The organism is Aequorivita vladivostokensis, assembly GCF_000952855.1.
Taxonomy (GTDB): Bacteria; Bacteroidota; Bacteroidia; order Flavobacteriales; family Flavobacteriaceae; genus Aequorivita; species Aequorivita vladivostokensis.
The window spans coordinates 251,139-270,263 of the sequence record NZ_JSVU01000005.1 but is presented as its reverse complement, the minus strand read 5'-3'; the positions used below and the strand labels follow the sequence as shown (position 1 = coordinate 270,263).

General features: G+C 39.9%; 16 protein-coding genes. 8 read left to right on the top strand and 8 right to left on the bottom strand.

What is annotated here, in order from left to right:
* The first annotated feature begins 48 nt into the window (after window positions 1–48).
* From MB09_RS10150 to MB09_RS10115, 8 genes are all read left to right on the top strand, one after another.
* Complete coding sequence (locus MB09_RS10150) at window positions 49–2,559, top strand: heavy metal translocating P-type ATPase (RefSeq protein WP_045080777.1); 2,511 nt, start codon at window positions 49–51, stop codon at window positions 2,557–2,559.
* Window positions 2,560–2,667: 108 nt separating this feature from the next.
* Complete coding sequence (locus MB09_RS10145) at window positions 2,668–4,902, top strand: TonB-dependent receptor (RefSeq protein WP_045080776.1); 2,235 nt, start codon at window positions 2,668–2,670, stop codon at window positions 4,900–4,902.
* Window positions 4,903–5,060: 158 nt separating this feature from the next.
* Window positions 5,061–5,426, top strand: a complete 366-nt coding sequence (locus tag MB09_RS10140; RefSeq protein WP_045080775.1) for a heavy-metal-associated domain-containing protein — start codon at window positions 5,061–5,063, stop codon at window positions 5,424–5,426.
* Window positions 5,427–5,510: 84 nt separating this feature from the next.
* Window positions 5,511–5,831 carry a four-helix bundle copper-binding protein gene (locus MB09_RS10135; protein WP_045080774.1) on the top strand — a complete coding sequence of 107 codons (321 nt, stop codon included), beginning with the start codon at window positions 5,511–5,513 and terminating at the stop codon, window positions 5,829–5,831.
* Between the two features lie 328 nt (window positions 5,832–6,159).
* On the top strand, window positions 6,160–6,693 hold the full coding sequence (locus MB09_RS10130; protein WP_045080773.1) for a hypothetical protein: 534 nt from the start codon (window positions 6,160–6,162) through the stop codon (window positions 6,691–6,693).
* A gap of 403 nt (window positions 6,694–7,096) precedes the next feature.
* A complete protein-coding gene (locus MB09_RS10125) occupies window positions 7,097–10,327 on the top strand; it encodes a SusC/RagA family TonB-linked outer membrane protein (RefSeq protein ID WP_045080772.1) in 3,231 nt (1,076 codons plus the stop codon).
* 11 nt (window positions 10,328–10,338) lie between these two features.
* Window positions 10,339–12,039 (top strand): SusD/RagB family nutrient-binding outer membrane lipoprotein, encoded by a 1,701-nt coding sequence (locus MB09_RS10120; protein ID WP_045080771.1) that lies wholly within the window; start codon window positions 10,339–10,341, stop codon window positions 12,037–12,039.
* Between the two features lie 130 nt (window positions 12,040–12,169).
* Window positions 12,170–13,006, top strand: coding sequence for a zinc-dependent peptidase (locus MB09_RS10115; protein ID WP_084709083.1), 837 nt, complete (start codon window positions 12,170–12,172; stop codon window positions 13,004–13,006).
* On the opposite strand, the gene MB09_RS10110 is transcribed toward MB09_RS10115, so the two are convergent.
* The 8 genes from MB09_RS10110 to MB09_RS10075 all read right to left on the bottom strand — a co-directional run bounded on the left by MB09_RS10110 (window position 13,003) and on the right by MB09_RS10075 (window position 18,993).
* Complete coding sequence (locus MB09_RS10110) at window positions 13,003–13,989, bottom strand: YpdA family putative bacillithiol disulfide reductase (RefSeq protein ID WP_045080770.1); 987 nt, start codon at window positions 13,987–13,989, stop codon at window positions 13,003–13,005. The genes MB09_RS10115 and MB09_RS10110 overlap by 4 nt on opposite strands.
* The gene (gene rpe / locus MB09_RS10105) at window positions 13,989–14,651 is read right to left on the bottom strand and encodes a ribulose-phosphate 3-epimerase (protein ID WP_045080769.1); all 663 of its coding nucleotides are present in this window, start codon (window positions 14,649–14,651) and stop codon (window positions 13,989–13,991) included. Before rpe ends, MB09_RS10110 begins: the two co-directional genes overlap by 1 nt.
* Window positions 14,652–14,656: 5 nt before the next feature.
* Complete coding sequence (locus tag MB09_RS10100; protein WP_045080768.1) at window positions 14,657–15,106, bottom strand: BLUF domain-containing protein; 450 nt, start codon at window positions 15,104–15,106, stop codon at window positions 14,657–14,659.
* A gap of 70 nt (window positions 15,107–15,176) precedes the next feature.
* Entirely contained in the window at window positions 15,177–16,040 is an 864-nt protein-coding gene (locus MB09_RS10095; protein WP_045080767.1) for a sigma-70 family RNA polymerase sigma factor, read from the bottom strand.
* A 127-nt stretch (window positions 16,041–16,167) separates the two neighbouring features.
* Window positions 16,168–16,788: a hypothetical protein gene (locus tag MB09_RS10090; RefSeq protein ID WP_045080766.1), complete on the bottom strand. Its 621-nt coding sequence runs from the start codon at window positions 16,786–16,788 to the stop codon at window positions 16,168–16,170.
* A gap of 3 nt (window positions 16,789–16,791) precedes the next feature.
* Window positions 16,792–17,337: an RNA polymerase sigma factor gene (locus MB09_RS10085; protein ID WP_045080765.1), complete on the bottom strand. Its 546-nt coding sequence runs from the start codon at window positions 17,335–17,337 to the stop codon at window positions 16,792–16,794.
* 72 nt (window positions 17,338–17,409) lie between these two features.
* A complete protein-coding gene (locus MB09_RS10080; RefSeq protein ID WP_045080764.1) occupies window positions 17,410–18,444 on the bottom strand; it encodes a hypothetical protein in 1,035 nt (344 codons plus the stop codon).
* Window positions 18,445–18,552: 108 nt separating this feature from the next.
* A complete protein-coding gene (locus tag MB09_RS10075) occupies window positions 18,553–18,993 on the bottom strand; it encodes an Hsp20/alpha crystallin family protein (RefSeq protein ID WP_045080763.1) in 441 nt (146 codons plus the stop codon).
* Between the last annotated feature and the right edge of the window lie 132 nt (window positions 18,994–19,125).

The following is a 19,125-nucleotide window of genomic DNA, read 5'->3' as shown; positions in this document are numbered from 1 at the left end:
AAACAAGACGATCTATATCTCACGTCTTATGTCTAACACCTAAAAAAAATGACACACACATATAAAATACACGGAATGACCTGCAACGGCTGCCGAAGCCATGTGGAACAAACTTTAAGTGAAATTGAAGGCGTTTCAAAAGCATCGGTAAACCTTGAAAAAGCCGAAGCGGTAATTGAAATGGAAAAACATATTCCATTGGAAGTTTTTGAAAAAGCATTGGAAGACGACGGCGGAAGTTACAGTATTTCCCTTCCCGACGATGCCGAGGCCGCGCAAAAACACAAAAAGAAAAAAGAAGAAAAAAGAGCGAAGCAACCAAGTACGGGAACCTTTTATTGCCCGATGCATTGCGAAGGCGAAAAAACCTACGACAAACCCGGCGATTGCCCAGTCTGCGGAATGGATTTGGTGGAAGAAGTAAAAACTTCGGCCAATACTGCTACAGAATACACCTGCCCAATGCATCCCGAAGTAATTCGCGACGAACCGGGTTCCTGCCCCATCTGCGGAATGGATTTGGTACCAAAAGAGGCCGACGAATCTGCCGAAAACAAATCGTATAAAAAGTTGTTGAAAAAGTTTTGGATTGCGATAATTTTCACAATTCCAATCTTTATAATAGCAATGTCCGAAATGATTCCAAACAATCCGTTGTACGATTGGATGCCAATGAGCACTTGGAATTGGATACAACTCGGCCTTTCAATTCCTGTGGTTTTTTACGCCACTTGGATGTTTTTTGAACGGGCCTATCGCTCCATCAAAACCTGGAATCTCAATATGTTTACCCTCATCGGGATTGGCGCTGGGGTGGCTTGGCTTTTCAGTGTTTTCGGGATGCTATTTCCAGATTTCTTCCCAGACCAATTTAAAACCGAATCGGGCACCGTACACGTTTATATTGAAGCGGCAACGGTAATTCTCACCTTGGTTTTAATGGGCCAGGTTTTGGAAGCGCGCGCACACAACCGCACCAATTCCGCAGTAAAGGAATTATTGAAACTGGCGCCAAACAAAGCCGTGCGAATCGTTGATGGAAAAGAGGAAACCATTGCAATCGATAAAATTGAGGTTGGTGATAAACTCCGCGTAAAACCGGGCGAAAAAATTCCCGTGGACGGAAGTATTTTAGAAGGCGAAAGCTCCGTTGACGAGTCGATGATTACGGGCGAACCCGTGCCCGTTTCAAAAGCCGAGGGGGATAAAGTAAGTTCGGGCACCATCAATGGGCAACAGACTTTTGTAATGAAAGCCGAAAAAGTGGGAAGCGATACTCTGCTTTCCCAAATCATTGAAATGGTGAACAAAGCAAGCCGAAGCCGCGCGCCTATCCAAAAACTGGCCGATAAAATTTCGGGCTGGTTTGTACCGATTGTGGTTTTGGTTTCAATAATCACCTTTATCGTTTGGGCGGTATTTGGGCCCGAGCCAAGATACGTATATGCCTTGGTAAACGCGATTGCGGTTTTGATAATTGCCTGTCCGTGTGCCTTGGGGCTCGCAACTCCAATGTCCGTTATGGTTGGAGTAGGAAAGGGCGCACAAAGCGGCGTACTGATCAAAAACGCCGAAGCGCTTGAAACGCTAAATAAAATTGACGTTTTGATAATTGATAAAACCGGAACGATTACCGAAGGAAAACCGTCTGTTGAAAAAGTTGGCGCTGCGGAAAATATTTCGGAAGAGGAAGTGCTTCAATATATCGTTTCGCTCAATCAAAACAGCGAACATCCACTGGCAGATGCTACTGTTAAATACGGAAAGGAAAAGAATTCCGAAGTTTTAAAAACTACCGATTTTAATTCGGTTACCGGAAAAGGGGTGACCGGAACTCTCAACGGCAAAAAGATTGCCCTCGGGAACGAAAAAATGATGCAGGAAGCTGGCGCGGATATTTCCGAAGCACTTCAAAAGCAAGTTTCAGAAGAACAGAAAAAAGGCAAAACAGTGCCAATGCTTTCCGTTGATGGAAAAGTGGTTGGCTTCGTTGTGATTGCCGATAAAATAAAGGAAACCAGTAAAAAAGCAATCAACGAACTTCAGAAAAAAGGAATTCAGGTTATAATGCTTACGGGCGATAACCACGACACCGCAAAAGCTGTAGCCGCCGAATTAAATCTCGCCGATTTCCAAGCTGAAATGCTTCCGCAGGACAAACTGGAAATAGTTGAAAAACTGCACGCCGAAGGCAAAATAGTTGCAATGGCCGGCGACGGGATAAACGATGCGCCCGCCTTGGCAAAAAGCGATGTGGGCATCGCGATGGGAACCGGAACCGATGTGGCCATTGAAAGTGCCGGAATAACCTTGGTGAAAGGCGATCTGCACGGTATTGTAAAAGCGTTTCATCTAAGTGAAAAGGTGATGGGCAACATTAAACAAAACCTCTTTTTCGCTTTAATTTATAACGTACTCGGCGTGCCTATTGCCGCAGGGGTGCTCTTTCCGGTTTTTGGAATATTATTATCGCCGATGATCGCCGCGCTGGCAATGAGTTTCAGCTCGGTTTCGGTAATTACAAACGCATTGCGATTGCGCGCTGCAAAAATTGATTGAAAATTGACATAGGACTTTAAGACATATGACGTATGACGAATATAAAATTTTGTCCTACGTCTTCTGTCCTACCGTCTTAAGTCACAGTATAAAAATTTATAACATTATATGAAAAACTACATATTTATAGCCCTTTTATTCCCACTCTGTGTTTTTTCACAGGAAAAATTGACGGGAACTATTACTGAAAATGTAAACAACAAAGAAGTTCCGCTGAGTGGGGCAAATGTTTACTGGCTAAACACGCAAATTGGAACGGTGACCGATTTTGACGGAAATTTCGAAATTGCGTATAAGCCCGAATACAAAAAAATGGTCATCAGTTATGTGGGCTACAAAACTGATACGATTTCAGTAAACGCTCATAAAAGGATTACCCATTCCTTAACTTCAACGGCCAATCTCGATGAGGTTACAGTTATTGCCCGCCAAAAGGCCAGTTCGCGTTCCTTTATCCAATCTGCCAATGTTTTGAACGTAAGTAGCGCTGAGCTTTTAAAAGCTGCCTGCTGTAATTTGGCGGAAAGTTTTGAAACCAATCCCTCGATTGACGTAAATTTTTCTGATGCCATTTCGGGTACGCGGCAGATTAAAATGCTCGGGCTTACGAGTCCGTATATTTTGATAACTACCGAAAACGTGCCGAGCATTCGCGGGGCTTCACAGGCGTATGGGTTGAGTTTTATTCCGGGAACTTGGGTGGAAAGTATCCAGATAACAAAAGGTGCGGGCAGCGTTACTAACGGCTACGAAAGTATAGCGGGACAAATTAACGCCGAATTGCAAAAACCTACCACGGACGATAGACTTTTCGTAAACGCTTACGGAGCTGGAAATGGCCGTTTTGAGTTGAATACACATCTCAACACAAAAGTCACCGAGCGATGGAGCACGGGTTTATATATCCACGGAAACTTGCGCGAAACGGAATTTGACAAAAATGACGATTCCTTCCTGGATGCGCCATTGATGCAGCAAGTAAACGTGATGAACCGTTGGCAATACACCGACACTGAAAACGGGTATGTTGGGTTTTTCAACGTTCGGTTTTTGAATGATGAGAAGCAGACCGGCCAAACATTTTTCGACTCCGAAAAAGACCGCGGCACTACCAGCGCCTGGGGAAGCGAGATAAAGACCCAACGTTTTGATGTTTCGGGAAAATTCGTTTTTGTGAATCCTGACATTCCTTGGCGCACCGGTGGGTTACAGCTGGCATATAGCCATCACGACCAGGAATCCTATTTTGGGTTGAACGATTACAACATCGTCCACAATAGTTTCTACGCCAATTTTACGTACAATTCAATAATTAGCGACTCCCGCCATAAGATTAAAACGGGCGTCAGCGCAACCTACGATGGTTACGACGAATTGGTTTTGACAGAAAATTTCAACAGAATTGAAAATTCCGTAGGAGCTTTCTTTGAATACAATTTTGACAATCTGGGCGATTTGAATTTTACCGCCGGCATTCGGGGCGATATTCACAATAGGCTGGGCGCATTTATAACGCCGCGTTTTCATTTGCGTTACACGCCCTGGGAGAAGTCGGCTTTTCGTATTTCTGCGGGAAGGGGCAAGCGCAGTGCCAATATTTTCACCGAAAACCAACAGCTTTTTGCTACTTCGCGCAGTTTGAATATATTGGGAAATGGCGGCGATATTTATGGGCTGGATCCTGAAATTGCTTGGAATTACGGGGCTTCTTATATGCAGGGCTTCGATCTTTTTGGAAGAAGGGGCGATGTTACTTTCGATTTTTACAGAACCGATTTTGTAAACCAAATTGTGGTGGACTGGGAAAATCCTTCGAAAATAAACTTTTATAATTTGGAAGGAGAAAGTTATTCCAATAACTATCAAATTGAGTTCAACTACAATCCATTTACCCATTTTGATGTGCGCTTGGCCTATAAATATTACGATGTGGAAACCAGGTATATAAGCGGAAAGAAGGAAAATCCGTTAACGCCAAACCATCGTTTTTTTGCGAATGCTTCGTTTCAGACGCACCAAACGGCGAAAGGCGGAAACTGGAAATTTGACGCCACCTTCAACTATTTGGGCGAGCAGCGGTTTCCATCCACAGAAAGCTATTTGAATACTATTGGGCTTTCTGAGTTTTCGCCTTCGGTATCTACCTTGAACGCGCAGGTTACAAAAGTTTTTTCGACTAACTTTGAAATCTACGTAGGGGGCGAGAATATTACAAACGTTACCCAGAGCAATCCCATTACGGGCAGCGACACTCCGTTTGGCTCAACTTTTGACACCACCTACGTTTACGGCCCCATTTTTGGAAGCTCATATTATGCGGGGTTGCGATATAGGCTAAACTAAAAACTCCGCGGTCTATGCGCCTTTGCGGTGAAAAAAATACCGCAGAGTCGCAGAGACCGCAAAGAGTTATTAATAATAGAGAATAATAATAGAGAATAATAATAGAGAATAATAATAGAGAATAATAATAGAGAATAATAATCAATAATAAATTAAACATGAAAAAAGCAATTTTAATTATCAGTGTATTATTTATGGGAGCCACGGGCTTCGCCCAAAACAAAAATGCAAAGGCCACCATTGAAGTAGATGGCGTGTGCGGTATGTGCAAAGAACGCATTGAAAAGGCTTCCGTTCAGGCCAAGGGCGTAAAATCGGCAATTTGGAATGTGGAAACCCATCAATTAGACCTGATTTATAACGAAGGGAAAACCGATTTGACGAAAATCCAACAAAGTATTGCCGACAGCGGCCATGACACTCAAGACATTCCGGCCAAGGATGAGGTATATGACAAAATAGACCCTTGCTGCAAATACCGCGACCCAAAAGTGATAGACGACCACAAACAGGGCGGCGAGTAATTTTTAGGAGGATTTTATAATTTTCTTAATAGAGCGTGAGGCGGTAATTTCTTAATTTGATTTTTCACAAAAAAACTAAAAATTATGAAAAACGAAAAACTGATTCACGCTTTAGGCAATTGCATCAATCACTGTAATTATTGTGCAGATGCCTGTCTTGACGAAGAGAATGTAAAAATGATGGTAACCTGTATTAGGACCGATAGGGCCTGTGCAGAAGTGTGCAGTACACTAAACCAACTATTGGTAACGGGGTTTAACGATGTGGATGACCTGGTAAGATATTGTGCAAGAATATGCGATGCCTGCGCCGAGGAATGCTCGAAGCACGAGGCGAAACATTGCCAGGACTGCGCAGAGGCCTGCAAAAAATGCGCGGCCGAATGCCGCGAGTATCTCGCTTAAAATTGGCTGTTAAAATTTAGCCAACGAGAGAATAATTTAACAGCGGCGCTTTTTACCTTTATATGGTTAATTAAAAATAGTAATTGTTATGCCACAACAACAGCAAAACAAAAAGCCGCAACCTGCAAAAGGCCCACAAGCCAAAAAACAGGATAACAAAAAGGCTTCGCCAACTGCTCCTAAGAAGAAGTAGTCCGCGATTGGTTAATGGAACCAAAGAAACCATCCCTCGAAAGACGGATGGTTTTTTCATTGTAGTAAATTTGTAGGGAAAATTTAATATCTCACTTAATTTTATATTTTTAGACGAATAACAAATTACAAACAAATGAAACAAATATTAGGAATAGGCTCTCGAATAGATCACCCCGAATATGGAAAAGGAGTGGTAACCAATGTAACGGCAAAAATGTACTGGGTAACTTTTATTGAAAACGGTCTTGAAACCATAGCCACCGGCGACGATTTCGAAATTATTGAAGCCGCGGAAGACGAGGTGGACACGGTAAGTTTCTATGAAGTGGAAAAAAGCCTTCGCGATATTCTAAAAAAATGGAATGGCTTTAGCGAGATCGTGCCGATAGCCGATAAGTGGAAGGGAGGCAGTATGGTACTGAAACCTGCCGATCCCAATTTGGCTTCAAAGGAAATACCCATCGATACTTTTTTTCATAAAATCGTAATGTTAAGAGATCGACTGCGGGTAATGGAACAAAAGATAAACGCCAGTAAAGAATTGGCCGAGCAGGACAAAATTGATCTTCAGCAGTATATAACCCGTTGTTATGGAAGTTTGACCACCTTTAATGTACTATTTAAAAGCAATTCCCAACAGTTTAAAGGTGAAGGCTCCGCGAAGTAGAAATATTGCCCAAGCTCTTATTTCTCTCCATTAATTTTTATCAATCAGATAAGAGAAAATTTACGAAAACCGCAATAAAAGTTTAACAGGATTTTAAGATTTTATGCTAATTTGTTAAAATAGCATAAATCCTCTTGGTTTTGCGTTAGTAGTGCAATTGTTGATAAAGTGTTTGAAAATAATTCATTTTTTTTTCAGACACTTTTATTGAATGTGGGTTTTGAAGTAGCTTCCGAAAACATAAGGAAATCAAGGGTTTGTAGAAATTTATGTTAAAAATTAGGGTGAAAGACCGTTTTTAAAATAACTTTTTGATAAAATTTTCATAATCTACTTCCCATAAAAGTTGGAATTGTAAGATTTTATTGGCACTTTTGGGGTGCTAATTCAAACAAACAAAAAAATGAAAACAAAGTTTAGTGGAATTTTAACACTATTATTAGTGTTGGTTGTGCAGCTCGCTTTTGCACAGGAAAAAACGATTTCCGGAACGGTGACCGATGACACGGGTCTGCCGCTTCCAGGGGTTAACATAATTATAAAAGGTACAAGTACTGGTACACAGTCTGATTTTGATGGTAACTATACCATTGAGGCGGCAGTAGGCCAAACCCTCGTTTATAGTTATGTAGGTTTTGAGACCCAAGAGATTGCTGTTGGGGCCTCAAATAGAATTGACGTTACAATGCAGGCTGGTTCAGTACTGGACGAGGTTGTGGTAACTGCACTTGGTGTTTCCCGTGAAAAACAATCATTGGGTTACTCAACGCAGCAAGTAGAGGGAGAGGATATCTCTACCGTAAAAGGTAACAACTTTACAAATGCCCTTTCTGGTAAGGTTTCTGGTCTTAACATTAAAAGAAACAACAACTTTGGTGGTTCTACTAACGTGGTTATTAGAGGTAACACTTCTTTAACTGGAGATAACCAAGCATTATTTGTTGTAGACGGTGTGCCGATCAGTAACAGAAACACAAACACTGCAGGGCAAACACAAGCGTCTGGTAATTACTATGACTATGGTAATGCTGCCGCGGATGTGAACCCAGATGACATCGAGTCTATTAACGTGCTTAAGGGTGCTGCTGCATCTGCACTTTATGGATCGCGTGCTGCGAACGGTGTTATTATTATCACCACCAAAAAAGGGAAAAAATCTAAAGGTCTTGGGGTTACTATTAACTCTAATGCACAGGTTGGTTTTATAGATAAGAGTACTTTTGCTGTATATCAAAAAGATTACGGTGCTGGATACGGTGCTTATTATGATGGGCCTGATGGTTTCTGGTATGAAGAGGATATAAATGGTGATGGAAGCGATGATTTAGTTGTTCCTTATACTGAAGATGCTTCTTACGGTGCGCCTTTCGATGGTCGTTTGGTTTATCAGTGGGATTCATTTGACCCCGAATCTCCTAACTATCTTAAAGCAACTCCTTGGCGCAGTGCTGCTAATGGACCTATAACTTTCTTTGAAACTCCTATAACTTTAACAAACTCTATCTCTATTTCAAATGGTTTAGAGAAAGGTTCTTATCGTATGTCTTATACCAAATTGGATCAATCAGGGTTGATGCCTAATAGTCAGTTGGACAGACATAACTTCATTTTGAGCGGAACTTATGATGTTTCAGATAAATTGACCGCAAGTGGTTTTGCTAATTATATTAAAACTGACGCTCTTGGTCGTAACTCTACTGGTTATAACGATAACGTAGTAGGTAACTTCAAGCAGTGGTGGCAGACTAACGTAGATATTCAGCAACAGCGTGATATCTATTTTGCTACAAGAAGAAACGTAACTTGGAACCCGGTAAGTTCTGCCCCTGGAGCACAACCAATTTTCTGGGATAACCCATACTGGACTCGTTATGAAAACTATCAGAATGATGGAAGAAGCCGTTTCATTGGAAACTTTGAGCTTAATTACGAGCTTGCTGAGTGGGTAAATGTTACAGGTAGGGTTTCTACAGATACATATAATGAGCAACAAGAAGAGCGTAGAGCAGTTGGTTCTGTGCCAACTAACTTCGGGGTTACTCGTGGAAACGTTGATTCTGGTTATTTAAGAAGAGATATTACTGCTACCGAGACGAACTATGACTTAATGTTCAACTTTGATGCAGATTTTTCTGAAAGCATCAGTTTTGCTGGTATTTTAGGAACAAACATTCGAAGAAATGATTTTAATTCACTTACTTCTTCGACAGCGGGAGGTTTGATTGTTGAGGGTCTTTACTCACTTCAAAATACTAAATCTCCAAACCCACGTCCAGTGGAGCAGGCCGAAAAGATCGGAGTAGATGGTGTATATGCAAGCGCCTCATTTGGATTTGGAAATGTGGTTTATCTAGATGGTACCATCCGTAGAGATCATTTCTCTACTTTGCCAGAGGATAATAGCTCATTCTACTACCCATCTGTATCTACAAGTTTCGTATTCAGCAAATTGATGAATGTGAACGCTATATCGTTCGGTAAACTTCGTTTGAATTATGCTGAAGTTGGTAATGGAGCTCCTTTCGATAGATTGTTTGATACTTTCGTAATTAATAACGATATAGGAACAAGCGTGCCAAGCGTTCGAAATAATCCAGAGTTAAAGCCTGAAACTACAAAAAGTTACGAAGCAGGTCTTGAAATGCGTTTCGCCAACAACCGTTTAGGTTTTGATGTTGCGTATTACAAATCAAACTCTATTGACCAAATTGTACAGGTGCCTATTACTGCGGCTTCTGGTTACACAGGTAAATTATTGAATGCTGGTGAAATTGAAAACAAAGGTATTGAGGTTTCATTAAACGCTATGCCTGTAAAAAATGACAACTTTACTTGGGGATTAAACATTAACTGGTCTCAGAACAAGAGTGAGGTTCTAGAACTTCCCGAAGGAATTGAGACATTGCAGTTAGGTGCATTCCAAGGAGGTGTTACAATTAACGCCGTTAAAGGTCAGCCTTATGGCGTGATTTATGGAACTGACTATACCTATCTTAACGGGCAGCGTGTAGTAGATCCTGCAAATGGACAGTATATTGCAACTGCAGCCTCTAATAATGTAATTGGAGACACCAATCCTGATTGGTTGGCTGGTATTTCAAATACTTTAACCTATAAAGATCTATCTTTTAGTTTCCTTATTGACATTCAAGAAGGAGGAAGTATTTTCTCGTTAGACCAATATTATGGACTAGCAACTGGTTTGTATGAGAACACTTCTTTTATCAACGATCTTGGTAATCCAGTTAGAAATACTCTTGCTGATGGTGGTGGATTTATCAATGAAGGTGTTAATCCTGATGGTTCTGTAAATACTACACGTATCCGTGCAGATCGTTATGGAGCGCAAGGATATGCAAGAGGTTTGCCTAACTCTGCCTTCGTTTATGACGCCAGCTATATCAAATTACGCCAAGTATCTCTTACCTATACTTTGCCATCAAGATTCTTGGACAATACATTTATGACTGGCCTTCAGTTTAGCGTTTCAGGTTCAAACCTATGGATTATCGATAAGAACATGCCTTATGCTGATCCAGAGTCTGGTTTGAGTTCTGGTAACCTTCAAGGATATAGTACTGGTGCATTGCCAACTACCCAAGATTATGGGTTTAATATTAAAGCACAATTTTAATACATAGAAAAATGAAGAAACTGATAATAATTTTTACAGCGGCAGTAATGGCCGTATCGTGTTCAGACAACCTCGAGGATCTGAACCAAAACATAAAAGACCCTGCATCGGTGAGTGGTGAGAGTTTGTACTTATCTGCTGAAAAGCAACTTGCCGATCAGATAGTTACTCCTAATGTTAACCTGAACAATAACAGGTTATGGGTACAGTATCTACAGGAGACTACCTATACTGATGAAAGTAACTATGATCAAATTACACGTCCAATCCCAGGTAACCACTGGAGAGAAATGTACAGAGACGTACTAAAGGACTTGGATGAGGCTGCTAAAATCATTGAAGCTACGGACAACCCGCTAACCAATGATTTAAAACAAAATAAACTTGCAGCTATTGAAATCCTGTCAGTTTACGCTTGGAGTAATCTTGTTGAGACTTTCGGAGACATACCTTATTCTGAAGCATTGGATATTGATAATGTTTTGCCTAAGTATGATGACGGACTTACTGTTTACAAGGATTTGATTAACCGTTTAACTGCTGCTTCGAATAATATTGATGTAAGCAAAGGTATTATTGGAAATAAACTTGGACTTGATGCTAGCGGTTGGAAGAAATTCGCCAATTCACTTAAATTGAGAATGGGAATTATGCTATCTGATGTTGACGCTGCAACTTCACAATCTGCCGTTCAAACCGCTGTTACAGCTGGTGTATTCACTAGCAATGCAGACAATGCCAGTTACCAATATTCTGCTAACGCACCAAACAACAACCCAATGAACGATAACTTGGTGCTTAGTGGTAGAAATGATTATGTTGCTGGATCAACACTTGTGAATATCATGAATGATGTTAATGACCCAAGACGTAGTGCGTATTTCAACGGAATGGTTGAATTTAGCTATGATTGGAATCCTGATGATTTAACTGAAGGAAATCCCGTTGCAAGTGTTTCTTTGAATGGAACAGTAACCACCATTACTATGACTAAAGATTTAGACTATTATCCAGCTGTTGGAGATCAAGTTTTTAAACAAGTAGTTGATGGTGATGATGTTGTTTTGGGAACTGTTTTAAACGTAACAGCTAATACTATCGAGATTGATAATATTATGGCTCCTGTTAGCGCTGGAGACGGTATTGGCATTATCAGCTATGTAGGTGGCCTTCCTGGAGATGCTGCAACCTATGCTAACTATACTCACGTTAACGATAGAGTTGTGGATCCAACAGAGCCTGGAGTTCTTCTTTCGTACGTTGAGGTTGAGTTTCTATTAGCCGAAGCGGCTGCAAGAGGTTATAATGTAGGCGGAACTGCTGAAAGTCATTATAATGCAGGTATTACTGCTTCATTTAATTATTGGAATGTATCTGGAGCGTCATCGTACTTGGCTGATCCAGAAGTAAATTATACAACTGCTTTGGCAGCTAGTACTTCTGATCCTAAGTGGAAAATGGTAATTGGTACTCAGGCTTATATCGCATTATATAACCGTACTTTTGCGCCTTATCTATCGGTAAGAAGATTGGATTATCCAATTCTAAGAGAGCCAGTAGATGCACAGTCTGGATTCCCTGTACGATACACATATCCTGTAACCGAGCAAACGCTGAATGGTACTAATTATAGTGCCGCTTCCTCTGCAATTGGAGGAGATGCAGCAGAAACTCAATTATTCTGGGATAAGTTTTATACTTTTGATTTTTAAGAAATAGCCTTGAGCAATTTTGATTAAATGAAAATCCCCGGCACAGCCGGGGATTTTTTTATACATATCTATAAAGAAATAATGGCGCCTTTAAAACGTTATAGTTACAATTCCTAACCTCATCCCACCTATGTCGATATTCTTCCTATCTGAAGCATATGCACCGTGGCTCGCACCATATGCATATGGTATCGTATTTCTCGGTTTCGCATTTTTTCTATTTCGAATATTTGAAAATCTATATGCCGCAAATTTTGATCGGCCGTTGTTTCGACATTACTACGTTTTCAAAAGGCTTTCGGATTCACAATTAAAAATACTGGGAACAGAATTTAGTTTCTACAACAAACTTTCCGAAAAACATAAGGGCCAATTTGAGCATAGGGTCGCGCAATTTATTTCTGAAAAAAGATTCATAGGAAGAGATGATTTAGTTGTAACCGAACAGATGAAAATCTTGGTTGCCGCAATAGGCTGCATGTTAAGCTTTGGACGAAAAAACTATACGTACGCCTTGGTTGATTATATTCTTATTTATCCTGAGGAATTTTTTAGTAAGATGAATAATAATTATCATAAAGGTGAATTTAACCCAAGGGAAAAAGCGCTCGTCTTTTCCTGGAAGGATTTTGAGGAAGGTTTTAGAATAAGTAACGATAACCTTAATGTGGGAATACACGAATTTATGCATGCAATGCAACTGGAAGCCCGCAAAAGTCGCGATCTGGATTCGGTACGATTCGCAAGACAATTCCAAAATATCCTTAAGCATTTAACCAATGCTGAAATAAAAAATAAAATGGATAAAACCGCATATTTCCGCGCGTATGCTTTTACCAACCAATATGAGTTTATGGCCGTTTTGGCTGAATATTTTTTTGAATCTCCAGAAGAATTCAAACGAATTTTCCCAAAAATATACAATTGCACAAAAAAGTTATTGAATTTTAATTTTGCCGGTTACTAGCAATTATGCGAAATGTGCTCAAGGATAATTTTTGCGTGAATCCTGGAATTTTCTATAAACCATTTGTGGGTCTCCAATCCTCCGCAAATTACGCCTGCTAAGTAGAGACCTGTTACGTTACTTTCCATTGTTGTCGGATTATAGGTAGGAATCTGATTCTTGTCATCGCCTAATTTTATGCCTAGTTGGGTCAACAATTGTAAATTTGGTTGATATCCCGTCAATGCTACTACAAAATCATTCTCCAGTATTATTTTCCCTTTAGGACTTTTAATTTTTACCTGAGTATCGGAAATCTCAAGTATTTCAGAATTAAAGAATGCTTTTATACTCCCTTCTTCAATTCTATTTTCAATATCCGGTTTCACCCAATATTTTACGCGTTCACCTATTTCGGCACCGCGAATTACCATGGTTACATCACCACCTTTTCGCCATATTTCCAGTGCTGCATCCACTGCAGAATTGCTGGCGCCCACTACAACCACTTTTTGCATAACGAAAGGGTGGGCTTCTTTGTAATAATGCATCACTATGGGCAAATCTTCTCCCGGAACACCCAACATTTTTGGGATATCGTAAAAACCGGTGCTTACTATAACATTTTTTGAACTGTATATTTTTTTATCCGAAACTATTCTGAAGCAATCTCCCTCTTTTTTGGCAGTAAGAATTTCTTCATATAAATTAATATGAAGATCATTTGAGGTAGCCACCCTACGGTAATATTCCAAAGCCTCATTTCTATTGGGCTTGGGGTTATTGCTTATAAATGGAATGTTATCAATCTCCAGTTTTTCCGATGTGGAGAAAAAGGTCATATTCAGCGGATAATTGTAAATTGAATTGGTAAGCGCGCCTTTTTCAACCACAATATAATTCAAGCCTTTCTTTTTGCATTCAAGCGCACAGGCTATACCTATAGGGCCTGCGCCGATAATTAACACATCTAATAAACGTTCGGTATTGGGCGAAATGGGCATTACGCTTGTACAAGTTTTTTTAAATCTTGAATGGTTTCCATAGGATTGCTGGCCCCAAAAACATAGCTGCCGGCTACCAACACATCTGCGCCTGCCTCAACAAGTTGTTTCGCATTTTTGTTTGTAACCCCGCCATCGATCTCAATTTTGGTTGATGCGCCGTTGGACTCAATTATCTGTCGGAGTTGCTTAATTTTTTTATAGGTGTTTTCAATAAAGCTTTGCCCTCCAAAACCTGGATTTACGCTCATCATACAGACCAGATCAATGTCCTGTATGGTGTCTTCAAGTAATGAAACGTTTGTGTGCGGGTTAATGGCGACTCCTGCCTGCATATCTTCAGTTTTTATGGCCTGCAAGATTCTGTGAAGGTGTGTGCAAGCTTCATAATGAACGGTGAGTATATTGGCTCCCAAATCTGCAAATGTCTTTATATAGCGATCCGGATCAATAATCATCAGATGCACATCCAGCGGTTTTTTTGCGTGGGCTGCAATACTTTTTATAATGGGCATTCCGAAGGAAATATTCGGTACAAAAACGCCATCCATCACGTCCAGATGAAACCAGTCTGCTTGGCTGCTATTTACCATTTCAATATCGCGTTGAAGATTGGCAAAATCTGCTGCCAGTATGGATGGGGCTATAATTGTATTTCTCATGTGCTTTATAATAAGAAAGGTTCGATAAGGGATTTTATATTTTTTGGGTATTTGTTTTCAAAGTCATAATTGGAAAGATACGTGTTCAGTCTCGCAATATCGGCTTTGGTTTTTAAAATACTGAAGTTCGCTTCGTAATTTTGAAAAATTCTATGCTCAATTTTCTGATCAAAAATCATCAAAATGTCTTTATGCCTTTTGTCTTTTCTAATTTTTGCGAAAATTTCCTTTACTGTGTTTTTACTGCCTTCCAATACTTGAAGAAAAAAACTATTGTTATAGAGAAGGGCGCCGGTTATGTTCAACGACGGATTTATCTGTAAAATAAAATCGAACAACCGTTCTAGTTCTGGCTTATCCAGAACATCAGATTGTTTGCTTAAATAACAGATTGTGTGCTCCATTCCGCTGTAAAGATAGAAAAAACCTCCGGTAATCAGCCGGAGGTCATTCATCAATCAAAAAACGAACAGTATTTTCTCAGTGAAACCGAGAAACTGATACTGTAAGTTATCTTTATGGGCTTTACCCCAAATAGGTCATTAATATTTTGCTTCGTGAAGTGTGCTTCAATCTTCTGATAGCCTTCTCTTTAATTTGGCGCACACGCTCACGGGTAAGATCAAAGGTTTCACCTATTTCTTCCAAAGTCATTGGGTGCTGATCGCCTAAACCGAAGTACAAGCGAATTACGTCGGCCTCACGGGGTGTAAGGGTTTCCAAGGCACGCTCTATTTCGGTGCGAAGTGATTCGTGCAACAGGGAACGGTCTGGGTTTGGGCTCTCGCCGCTGCGCAAAACGTCATACAGGTTACTGTCTTCTCCTTCAACAAGGGGGGCATCCATAGATACGTGACGGCCGGAGTTTTTCATCGACTCTTTTACGTCATTAATGGTCATATCCAGCTCCTTTGCAATTTCTTCGGCAGAGGGTGGGCGCTCGTTGGCCTGCTCCAGGTAGGCGTACATTTTGTTGATCTTGTTGATGCTCCCAATCTTGTTCAGCGGCAAACGCACAATACGCGACTGTTCTGCCAAAGCCTGTAAGATTGATTGGCGGATCCACCAAACGGCATACGAAATAAATTTGAAACCACGGGTTTCGTCAAAGCGTTGTGCGGCTTTAATAAGACCGAGGTTGCCTTCATTTATAAGGTCTGGAAGGGTAAGCCCTTGGTTTTGGTACTGCTTAGCCACCGAAACTACGAAACGAAGGTTGGCCTTGGTCAATTTTTCCAAAGCGCGCTGATCGCCAGCTTTTATGCGCTGCGCCAACTCTACTTCTTCGTCTGCGGTGATTAAGTCAACTTTTCCAATTTCTTGAAGATACTTGTCTAAGGAAGCAGTTTCCCTGTTGGTTACCTGCTTTGTAATTTTAAGTTGTCTCATTAAGGTTTGTCCTGTAGATTAAGGTTTAAACTTGTGTAATGGGTTATACGTAACAAGTGCCCAAAAGGTTACAGAAGTTTTTTGTTTTTTTTAAATAATTTCCTTTTTAAACTACCAAACAACGTTCTTATTGTTTAAAACTATCTTCTCTTTTAACGGTCGTGGTATCTATATTTTTATAGGCCTCGGCAATTATACTGTCAATATCTTGTTTGTTTGTGGTAACCAGCTGCTTCCCGTCCTTACTGTTGTAATAATAATATTTTTTGGAAACTGTAAATGTTTCGTCCACGGAGGTTTTATCTGAAGAATTATTTTTGACCTTCATTTTCCGGCTATTTTTTGAAACATTTTCGTTAGCATTTTGTGTTTCCTCGAGTTTTGAAGTGGCTATTTTTGAGAGTTTTTCATCGCGAGAATTTTGGATGCGTAAGGAATCTGCATCCTGTTTTGGAAAGGTCGTTTGGTCGGTGTCGGTTTCTGCAGTACCGTTTTGGTCGCTTAATTTTATGTGGTCTGGTTCTTGGGTTGATGATGTTTCGGCGTCAAAATTATTGCCAAACAGCAAAATCAAGCCCAACAGAACTGTGATTGCCCCGCCCACAAGCCAATAAAAGTTCCTTTTTCTTTTGCGTTCTTCTTCGTCGAGGGAAGTGTTTATTTTTCCCCACAGACTTTGGTCGGGAGCCTTTTTCCCTTGGTTCAGGTTATTTTCAAAAAATTTTCCTATGTCTTTTTTCTGTCCCATTTTTTAATGTGCTTTCGGATTGAGAGATTCGTATATCTCTATAATTTTTTCGCGCAATATCAACTTTGCGCGGTGATAGTTTGATTTTGAGGTTCCTTCTGAAATATTCAAAAGGGAAGCAATTTCCTTATGCGAAAAACCATCCATTTGATAAAGGTTGAACACAAGCCTGTACTGATCCGGCAAATTCTGGATAAGGGCTAAAAGTTGATTGAGCGTAAGATTCGCTTCGTTTTCAACAGTAACTTCTTCTTCCAGAATATCATCTTTCAACTCGATGTTTAGCGGTTTTTTGCTTTTATACTTATCAATCGCTTTATAAATGGTGATGCGCCGCATCCAGCCTTCAAAAGAGCCTTTGTTTTTAAATGTTCTTAATTTCTGAAAAATAGTAATGAACGCATCGTGCAGATTATCTTCGGCATCGGCTTCGTTTCTGCAATACTTCAAAGAGGTAAAATATAGGGTGTCTTTATACTTCCGGAACAATTCGTTTTGGGCTGTCCGGTTGTTTTTTATGCATTGGGCTATAAGTTCTTTTTCAGTCAAATAGAGAATGTTTTAAAAGAAAAAACTAAAACCTTGTAATTTAGAGTGGCAAAAAATATGATTTTTTATGTTTTAACAATCAATGGCCTTCAAAATTATGGGCACGAACAGCAATTGATTGCCGGTGCTTGCATCATCAAATCTAACATAAATTATCTGTGGGTTTACGGTGTTTAAGTACATTAAATTGGTAATCGGGTTCGTGCCGGCCATCACATCCTCAAAGGTTTCAAAATAGCGCCAGGTTACGGTTGCGGGGTCTGAAATACCGGTAAGCGGAAAGAAACAGTCAAAATAACTTTCCAAATCGAAAATGGCTCGCCCTGTTCCAGGCTCGGTTTCGCATTCCTCAAAGAGAAATTTTCTACAGGGTTCGTAGCAATCCTTTACCAATTGATAAGTGTCTATGGAATTGGTTATTTCCATTTGCTGCTCGTCAAAACCGATTACTTTCCAATCAAAATTCCAGTCTTCCATAACATTTTCATCTCCTGCCAAAAATATATTGAGATGCAGTTCATCCTCAATAAAATAGTTAATCCATGTTCCGCCGAAAGCATTATCTTGAAAATAAAGCCCTGCATTCCCAAAATTGCTTACTTCAAAATAGGCGCCTTCGTATAATGTGTTTGGACCATCTAAATGATTTATTTTCCAAATACAGGAAGTTTCAGTCAATATATTGTTGCAGGTAATTACGGTATCTGCATATAGGCACTTATCTATTGCTTCTTTTAGTTCTGCATTATTGGTTATTTCATACGGTTGGCCGTTATTTAGAATACTGGTGATTGGATAACTAAGGCTGATGGATTGCCCCTCCAGCAAGGTTTCCAAAAATTCGCTGAACTCACTATCACTCTTTATTACTTGGTAGCCGAATATATCCATATTCTCATCATAGATAACCAAGGTAAAAGGGTAATGAAAGTCGATGCAGGTTATTTGATTGTCAAAATCATTGCCGACAGCCCGCTCAATAAGGTTGTAAAGTTCTGAATTCACCTGAATAACTTGTGAGGGATCCGCCTTACTGATTGGCTCATTTTCGCAAGAAGTATAAAAAAGAGGAAGAATTAAAATTGTGATAAACCAGAATGTTTTCATAATAGCTGTTGTTTCTTTCCCAATAGTCTATACTTTTTGAAAAGGTTGCGTCCCAAACAAAAAAACACCTTTTTTAAAAGGTGTTTGGTTCAATTGAAGTTTAAAATTTTAAGAAATAGAAATTTGCCTTGGCGGCTGTTTTTTGGCCTCCTCTTTTTTGGGAAGTGTTAAACGCAGCACCCCATCTTCATATTTTGCCTCTATCTTGTCTGCTTCCACAGTTTCGGGAAGGCCAAAACTTCGGTTGAAGGAGGTATAGCTGAACTCGCGCCGGCTTATTTTCTTGCCTTCTTTTTCTTCATTTTCTTCTTTCCGTTCTCCAGAAATAGTCAATAAATTGTTTTCAAGATTTATTTTGAAATCATCTTTCTTTAAGCCCGGTGCGGCAACTTCTACTTCAAAATTATCATCATCCTCAGAAATATTTACGGCAGGAAGGTTGGCTCCGCGTAAATTTCCGTTGTAAACATCCCTCGAAAAAAAGTCATCAAAAAAATTTGAAAAAGAGGGAAAGTTATCGTCTTGATTTCTCCATTTTACTAATGACATACTAATTCTTTTTATAGGTTATACATTGTTTTTGTTCCTATAAAATTATGAAATGAAGAGCCCTTTGTCAAGCCGTAAAGTGTTATATAAGAAATTTTTAACGTGATTTTAAAACGTGGTTAAATTAAAAAC

Bases quoted from the DNA above. Each gene is read 5' to 3' on its own strand.
- MB09_RS10100 (WP_045080768.1), bottom strand. From the start codon at position 15,106: ATGAATGACCTCCGGCTGATTACCGGAGGTTTTTTCTATCTTTACAGC.
- MB09_RS10125 (WP_045080772.1), top strand. From the start codon at position 7,097: ATGAAAACAAAGTTTAGTGGAATTTTAACACTATTATTAGTGTTGGTT.
- MB09_RS10135 (WP_045080774.1), top strand. From the start codon at position 5,511: ATGAAAAACGAAAAACTGATTCACGCTTTAGGCAATTGCATCAATCAC.
- MB09_RS10145 (WP_045080776.1), top strand. From the start codon at position 2,668: ATGAAAAACTACATATTTATAGCCCTTTTATTCCCACTCTGTGTTTTT.
- MB09_RS10115 (WP_084709083.1), top strand. From the start codon at position 12,170: ATGTCGATATTCTTCCTATCTGAAGCATATGCACCGTGGCTCGCACCA.
- MB09_RS10075 (WP_045080763.1), bottom strand. From the start codon at position 18,993: ATGTCATTAGTAAAATGGAGAAATCAAGACGATAACTTTCCCTCTTTT.
- MB09_RS10095 (WP_045080767.1), bottom strand. From the start codon at position 16,040: ATGAGACAACTTAAAATTACAAAGCAGGTAACCAACAGGGAAACTGCT.
- MB09_RS10130 (WP_045080773.1), top strand. From the start codon at position 6,160: ATGAAACAAATATTAGGAATAGGCTCTCGAATAGATCACCCCGAATAT.
- MB09_RS10080 (WP_045080764.1), bottom strand. From the start codon at position 18,444: ATGAAAACATTCTGGTTTATCACAATTTTAATTCTTCCTCTTTTTTAT.
- MB09_RS10120 (WP_045080771.1), top strand. From the start codon at position 10,339: ATGAAGAAACTGATAATAATTTTTACAGCGGCAGTAATGGCCGTATCG.
- MB09_RS10110 (WP_045080770.1), bottom strand. From the start codon at position 13,989: ATGCCCATTTCGCCCAATACCGAACGTTTATTAGATGTGTTAATTATC.
- MB09_RS10150 (WP_045080777.1), top strand. From the start codon at position 49: ATGACACACACATATAAAATACACGGAATGACCTGCAACGGCTGCCGA.
- MB09_RS10090 (WP_045080766.1), bottom strand. From the start codon at position 16,788: ATGGGACAGAAAAAAGACATAGGAAAATTTTTTGAAAATAACCTGAAC.
- MB09_RS10140 (WP_045080775.1), top strand. From the start codon at position 5,061: ATGAAAAAAGCAATTTTAATTATCAGTGTATTATTTATGGGAGCCACG.
- rpe (WP_045080769.1), bottom strand. From the start codon at position 14,651: ATGAGAAATACAATTATAGCCCCATCCATACTGGCAGCAGATTTTGCC.